The organism is endosymbiont of Galathealinum brachiosum (assembly GCA_003349885.1).
Classification (GTDB): Bacteria; Pseudomonadota; Gammaproteobacteria; order SZUA-229; family SZUA-229; genus SZUA-229.
This window is the reverse complement of record QFXC01000008.1, coordinates 78,307-96,453: the sequence shown is the minus strand read 5'-3', so window position 1 is coordinate 96,453 and position 18,147 is coordinate 78,307. Positions and strand designations below refer to the sequence as shown.

Genomic DNA, 18,147 nt, shown 5'->3' with positions numbered 1-18,147 from the left:
AATAAGAGCACTTAACAATGACATGATCACTGATAAACAGTTATAATCTATGAAAATCAGCTAGAACAATTAAGATAATGATAAATATAAAAAACTTAAAACTATCATGGTATTCATCATATAAAGTAAATAAATTAAGAGAAATGATCCTATCTATTTTATCTATAACGAAAATTACTAAAGTAATATTTATATTTGGATGTCAAAGATCAGGTACAACTATTATTCAAAATATTATTAGCTTAGATCCATCGGTAAAATACCATGGTGAAGGTGATGAGCCATATTTTTATGATGTTTCTACTGAAAAACATCATAGGTTAAAACCACAGCAAGACGTAGATAGAATATTAAATAATGAATTATTCAACTATATGGCTATTAAACCATTATATGAAAGTCAACATGCCAATAATTTATTGAAGCAATATTCGAATAGTAAATCAGTATGGATGTTTAGACACTATCAAGATGTTATAGATTCACACTTACATTATTATAAATATAATTCACATGATTATATTAAACCATTCTTTGATAAAAATATAAAAAACTGGCTTAATGAATCAATACCTAAAGATATTAATGAATTTATACAACAATTTAAATTAGAAGAATTATCTGATGCCGATGCTTACGGTCTATTTTGGATAGTGAGAAATAGTATATATTGGGATATTAAAGACAATAAAAACGTGATACTTATAAATTATGAAAAACTAGTTAGTCAACCAGATGTAGAGATCTCTAAAACATGTAAATTTCTAAACCTGCCGTATTATTCATTTTATTGCAATGCAATCAGATCAAATGCTGTATCTAAAAAAGTCAATTTCACTTTGCAAGATAGCATAAAAGAAAAATGCGAAGATATATATAATAGACTAATTGAAAAGTCGTAAATCTCAATAAATATAATTAAAGTTTAATAAAATATGAATAAGAAAGATCTACTGGCAAAAATACTATCAAATCTAAAGTTGTTACAACTATTAAATACAGTTGATAACACATTATTTAAATCAATAAAAATATTAGCATATCATAGAATATATAACTTAGATAATGAAGAAAAATTCCCATTTGATCCTGAATTGATTAGTGCTAATAAGTTTGATTTTGAAGAACAAATGAATTATGTAAAATCTCATTACAATCCTATATCACTAAAAAACCTTATAGACAGCCTAAGCAATGACTATAGCTTACCAAGAAATCCAGTTGTAATTACTTTTGATGATGGACATTTTGATAACTATTCTAATGCATACCCCATATTGAAAAAGCTAAAAATACCAGCTACTATTTTTCTTTCAACTGAATATATAAGCAATAACAAAGTATTTTGGTTTGATTGGGTGGCATACAACATATATAAGACTGATCATAAAAATATAACATTTAGTATTGATAACACCTCATTCGACATAGGTGAAGAAATATTCAGTAAAAGACAAACTACAGAAAACATACTTGGATATCTAAAAAATTTAGATAATAAATCGAGAATAAACTGTTTAAATGAAATGAAAAACATATTAGATGTAAAAATATTTGATGATGATAAAAATAAATCTTCTTCCCTAAATTGGGTTCAAGTTTTAGAAATGAGTAATAATGATATAGAATTTGGCTCACATACAGTAAGCCATCCTATTTTATCAAAACTTACAGCTAAAGAATTAACTCATGAAATCCAACATTCAAAACATGAAATCGAAGCCCATATAAATAGACAAATAGACACTATAGCCTATCCTGTTGGTGGCACTAATGAGTTCAATGAAAATGTAATAGAAGAATGTAAAATAGCCGGATACAAATTAGGCCTATCTTATGTATCCGGCAGTGAAAGACTACCACTAAAGAATATTTATGAAATTAAAAGATTGCATGTAGAACGTTATACACATATGCATAGATTTAAAGCTATGCTATCGTTTCCAGCTATTTTTAAATAAAATTTATACTATTTATACTATTTATTCTTACATGATAGTAATAGAATCTTAAAAAAAGCCTTGGCTCCTATTAAGATTGACGCAGTATTAAATTTATAACGTATAGATTTAATTGCTGCAGAGATTGATTCAAAACAATGATTTTTAAAGCATAAATCATCTGCGTACTCATAATAAATTAATGACTTAGCATTATTTACAAGAGTTTTATTGTTTAGAAGGAACTCTGGATGACATTTAATAAATGCATCTATAACATCTATATTATCCTGATAAGATCGCAATTCATCACTTAGTGAACCATTAAAGATAGGATAAAAAACAAGTATTTGAGGTATAAATATAACCAACTTGTTATATGAACACCTTAGAAAAAGGTCTCGATCTTCTGCAGTTGGTAATTCAACATTAAAAAGCCCCACATCATCTAAAACCTTTTTAGGTATCATTATACTAGATGTTTTTAAATTAGAATCTTTAAATACAGCTTCAAATTCTTTAATTACAGGTATTAAATCATCATTTACTATAGGAACATAACCTTTAAAATCTGGAGACTTATCAATTCCTGTATGTATTAATGACACTTCAGGGTTGTTCAGATATGCATTCACCTGTATTTCAAGTTTATCTGGATACCATAAATCATCCGAATCTAATAAAGCTATTAATTCACCAGTAGCAATAGATATACCTGCATTCCTTGCAGCTGATACACCTGCATTTTCTTGGTATAAATAAACAATATTTTGTTCATAAGACCTAACTATATTGCTTGTTTCATCAATAGAACCATCATCTATAACAATAATTTCATAATTATTATACGTTTGTGAAAAAACACTATCAAGTGCTCTTCCAATAAATTCTTCCGAATTATAAGCGGGAATAATTATTGAAACTAAAGGTTTTTTTTCTAATATCGACATAAAACTCTCTATATTTTTAAGACAAATACTAATTTAATAATGTTATTTAGTTAACATTCCAAATTTTATTAAATAAATCAGTAAGCCAAGCAACTTCATATCCTGTACGTTCACGACAAGAAAAATGATGTAGAATAAAAAATAATTTGATAACTCTGAACATATTCATACTTATATCAAACTTAATAAAATATTCATCCAACAACGCTTGTTCGTTGTCTGAAAACCCTTCTTTTAAAAAAACATTTTCACACTCAGAAATGAAAGAAGTTGAATTTTTAATTCTGCGAGTGTAGAAGATAAGATATAATAAATCTAAGCCTGGCAGATGTTGTTTCTCTGATAAGTCCCAATCGATAATACCATTGACTTCATAGTTAAGAGGATCGTATATCAAATTCTCAATTTTATAATCCCCATGAAATAGAACTAAATCACATATGTTTTCATTGACTTCTTTCGTTAAAGATTCAAACAAAGTATCTAAATAATTGCTATATTCGGGATTAGCATTCTCATATGACTTTAATGAATTAAACCATTTTTTAGTAGTATTATTTAAAACATTATCTTGATTAGATTGCGCACTCATTTCACCAATCGACACTAACATATCGAATGCTGCACGTTCAGCTATATTGTAATCAGTAAAATATGAATCTATAGAAACTCCCGGTATTTTCTTATAGATTATATATTCTACATTTTTATAAATACCACTAATAATTGATTTTGACAAGTACTTAGATAGCATAGGATATTCAGCATTGAGATAGTTGATCATCTCTAATTCTATATTTGCCCTTACATTCTTATCTGCTCCCCTTAATAATAAGAAAATATACTCATTATTTTCAATGTCTTTTACTGTAGCTAACACTTTATATGGAATAACTAGATACTTAGTTACCGATTTGAAAATAATATCCGAATTTAAATCTGAATTAATATTATTTATAATATTTTCTAATACAGTTTTATGTTTAAAATTTGAAGTATTATATATTTTAAGAACTAACGAGCTAAACAAAGGATATAAATACTTATTCAAATAAATCTGCCTTAACTTTTCTTTTAAAAGAAATGGGTTTTTAACAGACTTATAACCACTAGAGTAAAATACTTGATTTATTTTTCCATATATAGATTGCATATAATAGCCATCAAAATTATCACCTTCAGAACTATTAATAACTTTTCTTAAAACATTATAGAAATATTTATAAGTAAAAACATTTTTAAAGTTGGTATCATTAATTTCAACAACAGCAATAATACCGTTTATTTTTAAATAACTATTTAAATATTCAATAAACTCAGGATTTTCATTACCATTATCAACAGCATTAACAATAATACAATCATACTTTTTATTGCTTATTTTAGAAAACACATTATTTTTAATATTAAATGTAGCTTCAGATATTTTATATATGCTCTTGGAATATACATTCAATACATCACTTAAATTATCACAATTTATGGTTAGTACGTCGCCAAAAATCACATCGCCAATTTGATAAAGCCATCCACTATTTGCGATATTCTGCATATGTAATCCAATCTATTTATTTTTTGAAATCTGTGATTTAATAAAATTGAAACCTTTCTCTTTATCAGTTTTATTAAGAACTCCAGAATAAAACAAAGTAATAATCAACAATCCAAATAATACAAGTTTACTGCCAATGGCTACCCAAAAGTCTAAATCATTTGCAAGCACACCTAACACGATAAATAAAATAGTAATAAATAAGACTTTAAATAAATCAAAATATGCATAATCAATCTTCATATATCTTTGAGAAATATAATTTGTAGAAAATAACACAATGGCAGAAGCTAGAACTTTGGCAATACACGCTCCAATCAAACCATATGCATTTATAAAAATATAATTTAAAATTATAATTGATATACAGCCAATGACACTTAATGTGAAAATATGTTTAGTCGCTTTTTTATACAAAATTCCTGTTTGAAATATATATGTAAATACTTTAAATCCACCAATAAAAATAAGCACAGGTAATATTGTAACCGCAGTATAAAATTCTGGGCTTGACATAAGTGTAATAATTTCATGCGATGAATATACTATTAATATCAATACTATTGATACAATAAGAGACATATAACCTGTTATACGTTTTTGAGTATGATCAGCATCATCATTCTTCATTATTGAAAACCTATATGCACCATATGATTTACTAAATGGTTCAGCAACTAACACTTCAATAAGAAGAGTTAATTTTAAGGCTAATGCGTATATACCTACTGCTTCCAATCCCATAAACATATTTAACATAAATCGATCTGCATTTACTGCAACAATACTTACTAATGTACCCAATAGGAAAGGAAAACTATAAACAACAATGCTTTTCATCTTATCTAAGTGAAATTGAAAGCCACAGCAATATAACGTATAACAAATAAGCATTAACCAGCCTATAAAAACAGCTACAAAATTACCAGCTAATATGCCTACTATACCCATGCCCTCAACAATGACTAAATAACTATTGATTGATACCTGAATGACCAGTTTTACAAATGATAAAAGCACATAAAACACAGATAATTCTCTAGCCCTTAGATAAGCGAGACAAACCTGTGATGAGAGTTCTAAAACCATTGTTGCTAAAACAATATATAAGCCCATTAATACATTATCATCAACTGTGTCAAATACAAAAGCTGCAATTTTATTATCAAAATAAAAAGCGATTGACACTCCAACAAGAGCTATTAAAGCTGAAACAATTAAATTGGTACTTACTACAGCATTTCGGTCAGTCTGCTTATCATATTCGAAATAAAATCGTAAAGTTGCATGCGCTATACCAACAGCTAATATGCCACTAATAACGGCAGATATAGTATAAAATAATTCTAAAGCACCATAGTTAGCGACAGTTAAATAAGTTGTATATATAGGTAACAATAAAAACGCACCTATTCTATTTAAAATATTACCGAAAGCATAAATACCCGAATGCTTAAAAAAACGCCCTATATCACTTTTATTACTCATAAATTCTCATCAAAATTAATAAATATTTAAATGTGTATCTTTGCACAATTAACACCATTATTAGAGTAATGCTCTAATATTTTTGGCATTATTTCAGCAGTATCATCATAATCATCATGGAACAGATGAATGCTTCCAAACTGAATTTCTTCATGCAGTATACTTTCTAATACAATATTTTTATCATCAAATGAATCTCGACTATCATGTGACCACATGATTATCTTCCAACCTGTAACTATCATCCATAAAAATTTAAATACTGTAAGATCACCATATGGTGGTCTGTAAAATTTATTTTTTATAGAATACTTATTAAACAATAATTTTGCAGATTTTAGATCTTCAATAAACTCAAAAAAAGAAATAGATTTCAAGCTTTTATGAGAAAATGAGTGGTAGCCTATTGCATGATCTTCATTAATAATTCTTTTAACAATATCGGGATGTTTTTCCATTTCACTGCCAATCAAGAAAAACGTCGCTGTCATTTTATGCTTCTTAAAAACATCCAATATCACACATGTATTATCAGAACTAGGCCCATCGTCAAAAGTAATATATATATCTTTACTTGAAGAATGAAATTTATTGTAAAAATTAGGTGTGAAAAAATAAATTATATTTTTAATAAGTGATTTCATTACTGATCTCAAATTGTTGAAATAATCATTTGTGCATTTTTTTCCCATGTATGATTATCAATCAATTTAACATAAGCAGCAGATGATATTTGATTACGTTTATCTTTGTCTTCTAATAGCTTTATAATATTTAATTTTAATGCTTTCATATCAAGGGCCTTAAAAATTAATGCTGTTTTATCATTTTCTAAAACATCTAATATTGGCATTAAATCTGGAGCAATAACTGGTATCTTTAAACCCATAAACTCAAACATAACAACAGGTGATCCAAAATCGTTTGAGTGTGTAATAATTGCTATATCAAGTAATGATAGATAACGCTGAACATCTAAACGATCAACTGCACCAGTTAATATTATATCTGACTCAATTTTATATTCTTTTGCTTTAGACTTAACATTATTCAGTACTTCACCGTCACCTATTAACAATAACTTTACAGGGTAATTCTTAGTTAAACCGTTAAAGACTTCTATCAGTAAATCTAGTCTATCCCAATCATCAAACCAACCAGCAAAACCAATGACAACACTACTACCTATATTAAATTTATTTTTTAAATCATCATTTTTTATATTATGATGAAATTTAGTTACATCGATTGCATTAGGTACTACGTGAACTAGATCCGTAGATACGCCTTGTTTTATGATTTTCTGCTTAAGAAATGATGATACCGTTAGTATTGAAGAACAACGTATAAATAAAAATCTTTCAAATGAATCACATAGTTTTTTAAAAATCTGTTTTCGCGCTCTATCCTCAATACCGCTTACTTCATTTGCTTCAAGCACAAATGGAATTTTATATTTCTTAGCTTTAATAGCACCAGCAACCAAATAAAATGCGTATCGCTCATAAATAATATCGTAATTATTGTTTGATAATTCCTTCTCTAATCTAATTGAGGCAGGAATATTATAAAAAATTTCAATAAATTCAAATATAAAATTAGGTAAGTTTTTGCTGATAAACTTCCATACACTATCTATACCACTTGTTTTTACATCAGATTTATCAACAGGTGCATTTCCAGCATTCTTTAAAGGATTAACTCCAGCGGGAGATAATACTGTAACGTCATGCCCAAGTGATTCAAGAGCTTTAACAATACTAACTATATGAACACCTTCTGCACCTCGACCCTGTGTTCGATGATGATACAATATTCTCATAATATAAAGTCAATGCTAGTGTGTATTTTCAAGGTGCTTAATTTTTTCATACATTTCCCAGGCAGTTAAATAGTGCAATTCACAGTCATTAGTATCTCTATAATTATTTTCAAGAGTTGTCCACATTAAATCAAATCCATTATTATCAAATAGCATATTCATATTTGGTTTTTGTAATCCATGAGTATGTACTTTAATGAATATATGCTCCTCTTCTCCTTTAATTGATATCCCGCACTCTTCCCATAATTTAATACGTGTCTCACTAGGTGGCGAATCACCAGATAGCTCACCACTTTCAATTTTAGGTATTAGGCCAAATTTACGATTTTTCCAGTTTAAGGTTAATGGACCTTGAATCATTAATAGCTCAGAAACTTCCTGTTTAGTAATATTAGACTCTAAATTACGACCTTTATCATGAGATTTTGCATGTCCATCTTCTTTAGCATAGTAAATACTATTGATTATTTTTGTTTGTGTATCACTTGGTGCCGATGGTAATGTCATATCAAATACACAACCGGTATTAATTAATATATCCAACTCATTGTCGATACCACACCAACGACCATCAGGCCTGGAATTATCTAATGCCCAATTGCCGTGTATAAAACCGTATACAATTTCGCCGGCTTTATTTTTACGTAATAAATTATGTTCATTGTATAATAAATTCTTGAAATCTATCAGCTCTTTCGTAAGGTTTTCAGCAGTATCATCATCATGATGCAGATGAATATCAACATCACCGTAACCTGAATTACATAGTTCACTTATTTTATCTAATACATATTTGTCATATTCTTCTATTGGATAAAAGTAAGTGTGCTGAGGTACATTTCCATCACTGTCTTTATGCTTATTGGCAATATTAGGGTACGCATTTACCCAATCATCTACAAGTCCCCTTGCAACACTCTCAGTTACTTGTTGATAATAAGGCTCATAGTGATCAACAAAACTAAAATATACATGCTTAATTTTGGCTTTCTTTTTATTCAGGAATAAACTCTTAATGTAAGAACCAATCCAATACTGCATATTCCTTGAACGTATTAATATATATAATATAAGAAATGCGAGAAATATAAATACTGATAAATATAAAAATATACTCATAATTATCGATCCGCTTTTTTCCAGATTACTGATTTATTTCCTATAAAATACTTTAAAGTACCTATGAATAGAGCAGTATTCATAGATACAAAATACATAGGAACATATAAAATACTAGATAATGATTCAGATGCTCTTTTTAACCAACCTATAGCAGCTAAGATATAAAAAATAATTTGAGCAGTCATAATTAATATCATTAAATTATATTCAAGTAATAATAAATTACTAATAAATATTAATATCATAAAATACGGTGCAAACCATCGTAGAGTTTTATGCATAAAAAAAGACCACGAATAAGCTTTAAAGGGATTGAATAAAAAATTAGCTTCAGTAAAAAGTGTTTGAACACCACCTGTAGTCATTCGTACTTTTACGTGAAAATCATCGATAATGTCAATTGATGCCTCTTCATATGCAACAGCATTCAAGTTATAAATAACACGATAACCCTTTTTTAAGACATTAAATGTAATAGCAGCATCATCATTTATTAATTTTGGATCTATAGGTTCAAATAATTTTCGCCTTACAGCTAAAATCTCACCATCTGCAGCAGTAATTGATCCAAGTTTAGATTCAGCATATTTTATTTTAGATTCATACTTCCAGTACAAGCCATCACCCTGACTTGATTGCCTATCGGATGAAGTATATATCTTTTTAGATCCAGTAACTGAGCCTACTTGTGAATCATCAAAACTTGATACTAAATATTTAATTGCATCTACTGAAAAGTCATTATTAGCATCAGAAAAAACTATAATTTCATTTGAGGAATATTTAACTGCTCTATTTAATGCATTTGACTTTCCTTTTCTCTGATCTTCATGAAGGCTAATGACTCCATCACTCTCAAATTCTTTTACTATATCTGAAGTTCTATCATCTGAACCATCAGATATAATTATTATTTCAAGAAGTTCTTTTGGGTAATCCAGTTTAAGACAATTTTCAATTTTATTACGTATAACTTTTTCTTCATTATATGCTGCAACAATAAAACTAACTGATTTAGAATATTGCTCATACTCAACATCAACATCAACATCTTCCTTGAATCCAGCCATTATGATGACAATAGCTGGATAAATAAAATAATTAATAATGAACAATGATGAACTAGCTATAAAAACAACCAACCATATACTCAACTTAATATCTCCATAATTTAAATTATTTAAATTTCATGATTATAAAGTTTATTATACTTTTCAAGAGCTACATCTTCTTGAAATTCTTTGCAAAACAACTGCCTTGAATTATAACTCATTTTATAAAATGCTTTTTCATTCACATAAATATCATTTAAAGCCGACATATAGTTGGAAGCATCATTGTTATTAACTAATAAGCCAGTTTCATTATGTTTAATCATTTCCGACATGCCGCCTACATCTGTTGAAATTATTGGCATTCCTAAACTCATAGCTTCTAGACCAGCAATTGATATACCTTCATAATTAGATGAGAGTAAAAAAACATCATGTTGTTTTAATAGATATTCGATATCATTTCTAAATCCTGTAAATACAACGACCGAAGTTACTCCAATATTATCAGCGTATTTTTGAATTGATTTGAACTCAGGACCATCACCCACAATAGTTAATGATACATCACTATATTTATCCGCCAACAGCTTAAATGCATCTAACATTAGAATATGATTTTTTACCAATGCTATTCGACCTACTGTAATGTATTTTCTACATTTAACCAGAGTATCATCTTGATGATACTCATAGCCCTCTACTCCATTATGAATTACACACATTTTATTTTCTTTAATATTTATATCATTGATTATATATTTTTTAATCGAATTAGATACTGTTACAATTTTGAAAACATATCTTGATATAAATCTTTCTACAATATGTCTAAGGTAGATTTTTAACTTAGATTTAATACCAGATGAATACTCGGTATAAGGCCCATGAACCGTTAATATAACATTTGCACGTTTAGATAATTTAGCAGCTAAAACACTTTCTATATAAACACCCCAATCATGGCAATGAATAATATCTATATCATTATCTAAAATTAACTGTTTAAGTTTAGTGACTAATATAGGGTTATTGCCTTCACCCATATTAAGTGAAAATAATTTTATATTTTCATTCAATTGCTCACATAATTCGCCTTTATTTTTAGTTACACAAATAGATACTCTATTTTTTATAGACAATTTATTTGAAAGCTGAACAACTACTTTTTCAGCTCCACCAAATTCAAGTGATTGTATTACATGTAAGATATGTTTCATGAATATGACTCAATAATTTCATTCATCATAGTAAACCTGAAAATATTGTGATGCGACTTCTTCCCATGTAAAGCTTTTCATCGAGTCATGAATTAATTTTCTATTCCATTTATGATTTAATGCTAACGTCAACTTATTGCTTATATCATCTATATTCTTAGGCTCAAACAATAAGCCGGAGTCTTTTGTTATTAAGTCAGGCAATGCACCAACATCACTAGCAACTACAGGACAGCCAGATGATAGTGATTCAAGAACAACGTTTGGACACCCTTCTCTTAGACTCGGCAAACAAAAGATATCTGCTGATGAAAACCATGAATTAATTTCATCATGAGACACTTTACCAATAAATTTTACTACTTTATTTAAGCCTAAACTTTCAACTATTTCGTGTAAAAATCCAAGCTCAGGTCCATCACCAATGATTACTAGTAATAATTCTATATTTGTATGATGAATTTTATGGAATGCATTGATTAATGAATCAATAGATTTTTCAAAACTTAACCTACCAACATAAAGTATAATTTTACTACTTTTATCTAAATTTAATTTTTTTCTATTAATATCTGAATCTAGTAGTTTAAATTTATTTACATCAACTCCATTTAGTATAACTTTTATATTATCTTCTTTAATTCCATTTGATACTAACACTTGTTTTAAGCGACTTGAGACAACTGTAACACCACCAATATTTTGAAGCATTTTTAATATTTTATCGGCTTTTGAGCGCTGAGTTAAGCTATCATTAATATCACAACCAAGACCTGTAGCTATATGCTTAACATTTATTTTCTTTGCTACGCGATCAACTGCAACACTATCTGGATACAACCAATGAGAGTTAATAACATCGATTTTTTGTTTATTATGCAGTGCTTTAATAAATGGCTCTAGGCGCATCCCCATTAGTACATCATGAAATGATTCAGAAACTTTAGGTAGTAAGAAATATTTCGGAGAATATACCGTTAGGCCATCTATTTCATACTTCTCTGGAACATTAGCTAACTGATACCACTTATCTAAAAATCGAAGCATTTTAATTTTAGGAAACCAAGGCAATGGACATACAATTGTTAAATCGCATATCTTATTTAATTCTTTAGCTAATTGAAGTGTAAAAACCCCGCGCTCAAGATCAACTGGTGTTGGAAATAGATTAGTTACTAATAGAACCTTCATGTATTTAAACCATTTTTATTAACAATCAATAAACTTTCTATGCCAAAGCTCTAAATTAACAAGTGAAAAAATTCTTCTACTATTATCTTCAAAACCTGATTTATGCTTTATTAGAATATTCTCAACATAATTTTTAGTAAAGTATCCTCGAGATAATGTTTTTGTATCCATTAAAATATCATATACCTGATCATATAAATGCGTTCTAAACCAGTTTGAAATTGGAACCGGGAAGCCTTTCTTTTTGCGATATATTATATTTTCTGGCAATCTAGATTCCATAGCTACCTTTAACAAATGCTTACCTTGCTTCCCATTTATTTTATATTTATCAGGTAGAGTAGAAGTGAACTCCATTAGCTTATGATCCAGCAATGGTACGCGTAATTCTAATGATGCCGCCATAGTCATTTTATCTGCTTTCACTAACAAGTCATCTGGTAACCAAGATTTTATATCTGTATACAACATTTTTGATAAATCACTTCTGTTTTCAAATTTATTAAATAGTCCCTCGAAATGATCTGCCGTTTTATTATTATAATCTAAGAATGCAGGTGATGAATACATTTTTTGTTTTATGCCAAAAGTCACATCATTAGATATACTTTGGTAACGTTTATTTAGTGGCTGATTAACCCAATCAAAATACTTTATCTTTTTTTCTGTATTAAGAAAATTAGTTCTAGACATTCCTGACATTGGTAACCATTTAACAAAATTATGAATTTTATTAATTTTGGGCATGATTTGATGTAAAGGATAGCCTGCTAATATTTCATCTCCACCCTCACCCGACAATATAACAGTTACTTCTTCTTTAGCTTTTTTAGATAACTGATATAAAGCAACGGCAGCACTTTCGACAATCGGTTCTTCTGTATATTTTAATAACAAATCAAGTGAATTAAAAAAATCTAATGGCTCTAAAATATATTCGGTATGTTCTGTTTTAAAATATTTAGCGACTTGTTCTGCATAAATTAATTCACTTGACTCAGGGTCATTTTTATAGCCGACAGAAAATGTTTTAATGGGTGTATCCGATAAATTTGACATATAAGATACAATTGCACTGGAATCTAATCCACCGCTTAAAAAAGCACCTAATGGAACATCACTAATCATTCTTAGATCAATGCTCTCTTTAGCCAATTTATCAAATTCTTCAATAGCTTCTTCAAAACTACCTTTAAACTGATCCTGATTTAAATCAAGATCCCAATACTCCTTAATTTCAAATTTATTATTTTTAATATGTAAATAATGGCCAGGTAAAAGCTTTTTAATATTATCAAACAATGTTTGTTCACCAGGGACATAACCAACAGACATGTAAAAATCAATAGAAGGTATATGTACTTCAGGCTTAGCTTTGATAACTTTTAATATGGGCTTAATTTCAGATGAGAATATTAATTTTTGGTCTTCTAAAATGTAGTATATGGGCTTAATACCCAGGCGGTCACGTATTAAAAATAACTCATCAATATTATGATCATAGATTGCTATGCCAAACATCCCCCTAAATTGTTCGACACATTTAATACCATATTCTATATATGCATGAATTATTACTTCAGTGTCTGAGTGCGTAGAGAAAACATGCCCTTTCTGTATAAGTCTATCTTTTATTTCTTTATAGTTGTATATTTCACCATTAAAAGAAACCACTATTGATTTATCTTGACTAAACATTGGCTGCACGCCGCCTTCTAGATCAATGATTTTTAAACGTCTATGCCCTAAACCAACGTGTTTATGACAATATTCACCTTCTGCTTCTGGACCTCGGTGAATCATTTCATTATTCATTGATAAAATATCGGCATTATTTATTTCTATAGATTTATCAAACCCAAATATCCCGCAAATGCCACACATTTTTTAATCCCCTACCCTTAATCTTATAAACTTTAATTGTAAGTCTAATATTCAATTTCCATATAATGAAAAATTTGCAATGTAAATATAAATCTTACCTAGAATAGTAATTCTACCTTAAATTCTAACCATTGATTGTACTATAATTTTACATATTTATTCACTAATCTGCTTGATACTGTCAGATACAGATCAAATTAATCTTAGAGTCAATTATCTATGCAAATAATTTGTCAATGATAGCTTGGAATCACACCAAGACGATGTATTACTCCCTATTCTATCAAGCTGAATTAAGCTCATTGGGGCACAAAAATCTTTATATATTTCATCTTCATACAGCCACGGCCATAAATTAGTTTTAGTCTCTACACCATTATGATACTGTTTCATTAGGTTAGCCCCACGAGGCTTATCATCAGAACCAACTCTTTTCTTTAAAATTTTCGAGTTATTATTAAATATTGATGATATTTTAGGATCAGCCACTATCGTTTCTTTACCTAATGATTCATTCTTTGAATAATTAGGTCTGTTTCTGTAAACAATATTATAGCTTTCGTCTAAATCACCTATAAAGGCCTTTTTTTCATTATTCATAATAAGGCTATTAGTTAATACCGTATTTTCAGATTCTTTAGACCAATTTGCATATGCTTCATCAGGATGATTAGCTAAAGTCATATGATTAAATGTTGTATTTTTTACTAACTTATTGATTGTTATAGCACGTTTTGAATTTCCATAAATAACCCCATTCTCAAAATAATTACCATCGTGCGCCTTTACTCTAGAAGATAACGAAATAGCTAAACCTGTGTTATTATGTATTATTAACCCATAGAATCGGTTATTACTTGAATTTATAAATGCTGAGGTATCTCTATTTGCTCCACCTGCAATAAGCAATGCACCTTTATCACCTCCTGCACCACTGGGTTTTTTACCTGCATCAAGAATAATTACATTTTCAATTAGATTATTATGACTGTTGTAAATACCTATAGCATTCCTAGGATCATTCTTTTTATATTTATGACCATCCCATTGATCCCACCTTACGACAACCCTACGTATTGTTACCTTCCTGTCACCATAAACGGATAAGGTATAACGACCTGCGCCATAGACCCACGAATCCTCTAACAAAACATCATTAGATCTAGCAATAAGTAAACCACTGCAGTTTTTATCTAAGCATGATCCTTTAACAGAAATTTTTCTTAGTATTATATGATGAGTTTCTGTATTTCCTTCCGCAGGTTGACCATCAGAGCTACTTACCTGTAAAACAGCTTTATCACCTGAATTTTGAAACTTCATACCTTCGAAGCTTAAATAACTGACTTTTGTGATATAGAGGGCCCTATTTTTACCATTACCATCAACTATTACTTTAAATGGATTGGTTGCACGTATTAATATAGGCTTTTGTACTTCACCACTTACAGTAGGCTCTATATTTTCAGTATAAATACCATCCGCAATATTTAATATATCACCAGGTGATAATTTATTAATCGATTCATTAATTGTTTGCCAAGGTAATAGCTTAGATCCAACAAATTCATCATCACCTATTTTTGAAACGAAATATTCGGCAGAATAGGCATTACTAATAAATAGAAAGACGTGTAAAATATGCATTAACATCCACTTATACATAATAAGAACCCTTTTAATATTCTGTATTTAATAATTGATGAAAGATCGGTTTATGGATAAGATTATTATAAAACTTTAATGTTCAATTAAATAATTTTAACTTATTATAGCAATAAACACACAAGGAATCTCTGAATGACGTTTGATAAAAATAATAATATTTTTGTTGTTATTAGCGAACCAAGAACAGGTTCGACTGTGTTAACACATAAACTCGAATTGATTGATAACGTAAGCTGTCAAGGTGAAATATTTCATCCAGATAATATTCATAGCAGCGTTACAAGTGACAGTATTCCTACCCTTCAGCAACGTCAAAGTAGCCCTATAGAATTCTTATCAAAGGTTGTAGAACAAACTTACTTACAACGTGGAAACTCTAAATTAATCGGATTTAAGCTATTCTTTGATCATAATGAAGAAATCCTAAAATATGTAATCGAAAAGAAAACCCCAATAGTTTTACTTGAAAGAACTAACAAACTTGCACAATATTCATCTTTAAAAATTGCTCAAAAAACAGGAATTTGGAACTCTGGTGACACCATAAGTAAAGAGCAAGAAGAATTAAATAAAAAGAGAGGCAAGAAGGTGTCGTTCTCAATGATAGAGTTTATTGGATATTCTTTACGAAGCAGCTATCGATTTAAAAGCCTAATTAAAAAGTTAAAAAAATCAAACTCTCCATACTATTATATGAAATATGAAAGCATGTTTGATGCTAAAGAGTGGGAAAATATGATTAATTTTTTACACATAGAGAGCGCTAATAGCAATATAAATCCATCATATAAAAAGCAAAATAAAGGTAGTATATTTGATAGATTTTCTAATAAAAACTATGCTTATTATTGTTGTAAATTATTAATGACTATTCCTTTTATACCCAATAGCATAAAGCCTATATCCAATATATTCGATTAAATTTTAATTATGCATATCTCTACTTAAATTATGTATACAAGATAATCAACCAAAATACATGCCTACAAATAACCGTATAAAGAGATATAAAAAAATAATAAACCCTGCTAAGTATATTTTTTCCATAGCGGAAAAAACCAATGTTTTATGCTCATTCGCAGAAGCAATAGCAGCAAAAGCGATAAGCATATACATCGTTTCAAATTCAGCTGTAACAAATATTGAACTAACTAAATAGCCAGCGAGACTAATTGCAATAGAGGTAATAAACATTTTATTATCTCGTTTATCTTCATTTTTATGGGCTAAATATAAACCTTTAAACGCAAGATATATGAGAGCGACCCAAAAAAACACACCTGGAAAACCTGTCTCAGCCATAATTTCAATCATTGAATTATGTGCTATTAGTAAATAACTATAACTTTTATAATTTCCTCGCCCAACTCCGAGCACTGGATGATACCTAAACATATCAGCACCTTTACCCCACATATCAACACGATGCTGAGCTGAATTACTTGAATCTTTAACATTAGTTAAATGTGATGGCGCTAACGAAAATAATACAACTAACACAGCTGATATTATTAATAACTTACTAATAGATATATTAGATTTATACATGATAAATAATGTTAGAATTGAAACAGTGGCTAAAAAACCACCTCTCGAGCCAGTGAAATAAATTGCTATTAAAAATGCAATTGATAATGCAGTAGATAAGATTTTTATATATTTAGAAGTAGGTATAAACATATAACGCATTACAAAAGGTAATGCAGTTGTATATGCAATACAGAATACGCCAGGGCCATCAAAAATACTAACCCATCGAGTTCTCCCTGTACCACCTTGAGCAAGAACCTCTTTCTGCACCCAACCTAAACCTTGACCTGCCCAACCCAGTCCATCAAAACTTAATTTATGCTGGATTCCTTCTATTACTAATAAAAAAACAACAGCACACATAGCCGTTACAGCTTTTTTTAAAGATTCAAAATCGGTAACTGTTGCTTGAAATAGTTTATACATCAACAACCAAAGAATATATTGCGTTGCATGTTGCATCGACAATTCATTTTTAGTATTGAGGGCAATAGATATGAGCAACCAGCATACAAAGAATATGAAATATTTATCTATAGTCGTAATTGTATAAAAATATTTTTTATTCTTAGACATAGAAATTATAGCCAACCATACCGGATACAAAATCAAATCAACACGAATACCAATAAAAGGCTCTAACCACCATTGAGGCGCAATAAATAATTTAATATAGTATATGTAAATTAAAGTCAATCTTATACCTGCTGTTTAATACCAGCTTA

Annotated in this window: 15 protein-coding genes; 3 read left to right on the top strand and 12 right to left on the bottom strand. The window is 29.0% G+C overall.

What is annotated here, in order from left to right; all coding sequences use genetic code 11:
* Positions 1–77: 77 nt before the first annotated feature.
* Both DIZ80_06485 and DIZ80_06480 read left to right on the top strand, forming a co-directional pair.
* On the top strand, positions 78–902 hold the full coding sequence (locus DIZ80_06485) for a hypothetical protein (protein ID RDH83781.1): 825 nt from the start codon (positions 78–80) through the stop codon (positions 900–902).
* Positions 903–935: 33 nt separating this feature from the next.
* A complete protein-coding gene (locus DIZ80_06480) occupies positions 936–1,961 on the top strand; it encodes a hypothetical protein (GenBank protein RDH83780.1) in 1,026 nt (341 codons plus the stop codon).
* A 17-nt stretch (positions 1,962–1,978) separates the two neighbouring features.
* Here the strand turns inward: DIZ80_06480 and DIZ80_06475 are convergent, their stop codons facing one another.
* The 11 genes from DIZ80_06475 to DIZ80_06425 form a co-directional block, all read right to left on the bottom strand.
* Positions 1,979–2,890 (bottom strand): hypothetical protein, encoded by a 912-nt coding sequence (locus tag DIZ80_06475; protein ID RDH83779.1) that lies wholly within the window; start codon positions 2,888–2,890, stop codon positions 1,979–1,981.
* 46 nt (positions 2,891–2,936) lie between these two features.
* On the bottom strand, positions 2,937–4,442 hold the full coding sequence (locus tag DIZ80_06470) for a hypothetical protein (GenBank protein ID RDH83778.1): 1,506 nt from the start codon (positions 4,440–4,442) through the stop codon (positions 2,937–2,939).
* 12 nt (positions 4,443–4,454) lie between these two features.
* Entirely contained in the window at positions 4,455–5,930 is a 1,476-nt protein-coding gene (locus tag DIZ80_06465) for a hypothetical protein (GenBank protein ID RDH83777.1), read from the bottom strand.
* A 26-nt stretch (positions 5,931–5,956) separates the two neighbouring features.
* Positions 5,957–6,622 carry a hypothetical protein gene (locus DIZ80_06460; GenBank protein ID RDH83776.1) on the bottom strand — a complete coding sequence of 222 codons (666 nt, stop codon included), beginning with the start codon at positions 6,620–6,622 and terminating at the stop codon, positions 5,957–5,959.
* A complete protein-coding gene (locus tag DIZ80_06455) occupies positions 6,583–7,752 on the bottom strand; it encodes a hypothetical protein (protein RDH83775.1) in 1,170 nt (389 codons plus the stop codon). Before DIZ80_06455 ends, DIZ80_06460 begins: the two co-directional genes overlap by 40 nt.
* Positions 7,753–7,767: 15 nt before the next feature.
* Positions 7,768–8,874 (bottom strand): hypothetical protein, encoded by a 1,107-nt coding sequence (locus tag DIZ80_06450; protein RDH83774.1) that lies wholly within the window; start codon positions 8,872–8,874, stop codon positions 7,768–7,770.
* A gap of 2 nt (positions 8,875–8,876) precedes the next feature.
* Positions 8,877–10,031, bottom strand: a complete 1,155-nt coding sequence (locus DIZ80_06445) for a hypothetical protein (protein RDH83773.1) — start codon at positions 10,029–10,031, stop codon at positions 8,877–8,879.
* A gap of 26 nt (positions 10,032–10,057) precedes the next feature.
* Positions 10,058–11,149 carry a hypothetical protein gene (locus DIZ80_06440; GenBank protein ID RDH83772.1) on the bottom strand — a complete coding sequence of 364 codons (1,092 nt, stop codon included), beginning with the start codon at positions 11,147–11,149 and terminating at the stop codon, positions 10,058–10,060.
* A gap of 18 nt (positions 11,150–11,167) precedes the next feature.
* Positions 11,168–12,340 (bottom strand): hypothetical protein, encoded by a 1,173-nt coding sequence (locus tag DIZ80_06435; GenBank protein ID RDH83771.1) that lies wholly within the window; start codon positions 12,338–12,340, stop codon positions 11,168–11,170.
* A gap of 18 nt (positions 12,341–12,358) precedes the next feature.
* The gene (gene asnB / locus DIZ80_06430) at positions 12,359–14,224 is read right to left on the bottom strand and encodes an asparagine synthase (glutamine-hydrolyzing) (protein RDH83770.1); all 1,866 of its coding nucleotides are present in this window, start codon (positions 14,222–14,224) and stop codon (positions 12,359–12,361) included.
* A gap of 213 nt (positions 14,225–14,437) precedes the next feature.
* On the bottom strand, positions 14,438–15,889 hold the full coding sequence (locus DIZ80_06425) for a hypothetical protein (GenBank protein ID RDH83769.1): 1,452 nt from the start codon (positions 15,887–15,889) through the stop codon (positions 14,438–14,440).
* 135 nt (positions 15,890–16,024) lie between these two features.
* Here DIZ80_06425 and DIZ80_06420 point away from each other — a divergent pair, with 135 nt between their 5' ends.
* Positions 16,025–16,813 (top strand): hypothetical protein, encoded by a 789-nt coding sequence (locus DIZ80_06420; GenBank protein RDH83768.1) that lies wholly within the window; start codon positions 16,025–16,027, stop codon positions 16,811–16,813.
* A gap of 45 nt (positions 16,814–16,858) precedes the next feature.
* On the opposite strand, the gene DIZ80_06415 is transcribed toward DIZ80_06420, so the two are convergent.
* Positions 16,859–18,118 carry a hypothetical protein gene (locus tag DIZ80_06415; protein RDH83767.1) on the bottom strand — a complete coding sequence of 420 codons (1,260 nt, stop codon included), beginning with the start codon at positions 18,116–18,118 and terminating at the stop codon, positions 16,859–16,861.
* Positions 18,119–18,147: the final 29 nt, after the last annotated feature.

Coding starts and splice junctions, on each gene's coding strand:
- DIZ80_06485 (RDH83781.1), top strand. CDS start 78: ATGATAAATATAAAAAACTTAAAACTATCATGGTATTCATCATATAAA.
- DIZ80_06480 (RDH83780.1), top strand. CDS start 936: ATGAATAAGAAAGATCTACTGGCAAAAATACTATCAAATCTAAAGTTG.
- DIZ80_06475 (RDH83779.1), bottom strand. CDS start 2,890: ATGTCGATATTAGAAAAAAAACCTTTAGTTTCAATAATTATTCCCGCT.
- DIZ80_06470 (RDH83778.1), bottom strand. CDS start 4,442: ATGCAGAATATCGCAAATAGTGGATGGCTTTATCAAATTGGCGATGTG.
- DIZ80_06465 (RDH83777.1), bottom strand. CDS start 5,930: ATGAGTAATAAAAGTGATATAGGGCGTTTTTTTAAGCATTCGGGTATT.
- DIZ80_06460 (RDH83776.1), bottom strand. CDS start 6,622: ATGGGAAAAAAATGCACAAATGATTATTTCAACAATTTGAGATCAGTA.
- DIZ80_06455 (RDH83775.1), bottom strand. CDS start 7,752: ATGAGAATATTGTATCATCATCGAACACAGGGTCGAGGTGCAGAAGGT.
- DIZ80_06450 (RDH83774.1), bottom strand. CDS start 8,874: ATGAGTATATTTTTATATTTATCAGTATTTATATTTCTCGCATTTCTT.
- DIZ80_06440 (RDH83772.1), bottom strand. CDS start 11,149: ATGAAACATATCTTACATGTAATACAATCACTTGAATTTGGTGGAGCT.
- DIZ80_06435 (RDH83771.1), bottom strand. CDS start 12,340: ATGAAGGTTCTATTAGTAACTAATCTATTTCCAACACCAGTTGATCTT.
- asnB (RDH83770.1), bottom strand. CDS start 14,224: ATGTGTGGCATTTGCGGGATATTTGGGTTTGATAAATCTATAGAAATA.
- DIZ80_06425 (RDH83769.1), bottom strand. CDS start 15,889: ATGTATAAGTGGATGTTAATGCATATTTTACACGTCTTTCTATTTATT.
- DIZ80_06420 (RDH83768.1), top strand. CDS start 16,025: ATGACGTTTGATAAAAATAATAATATTTTTGTTGTTATTAGCGAACCA.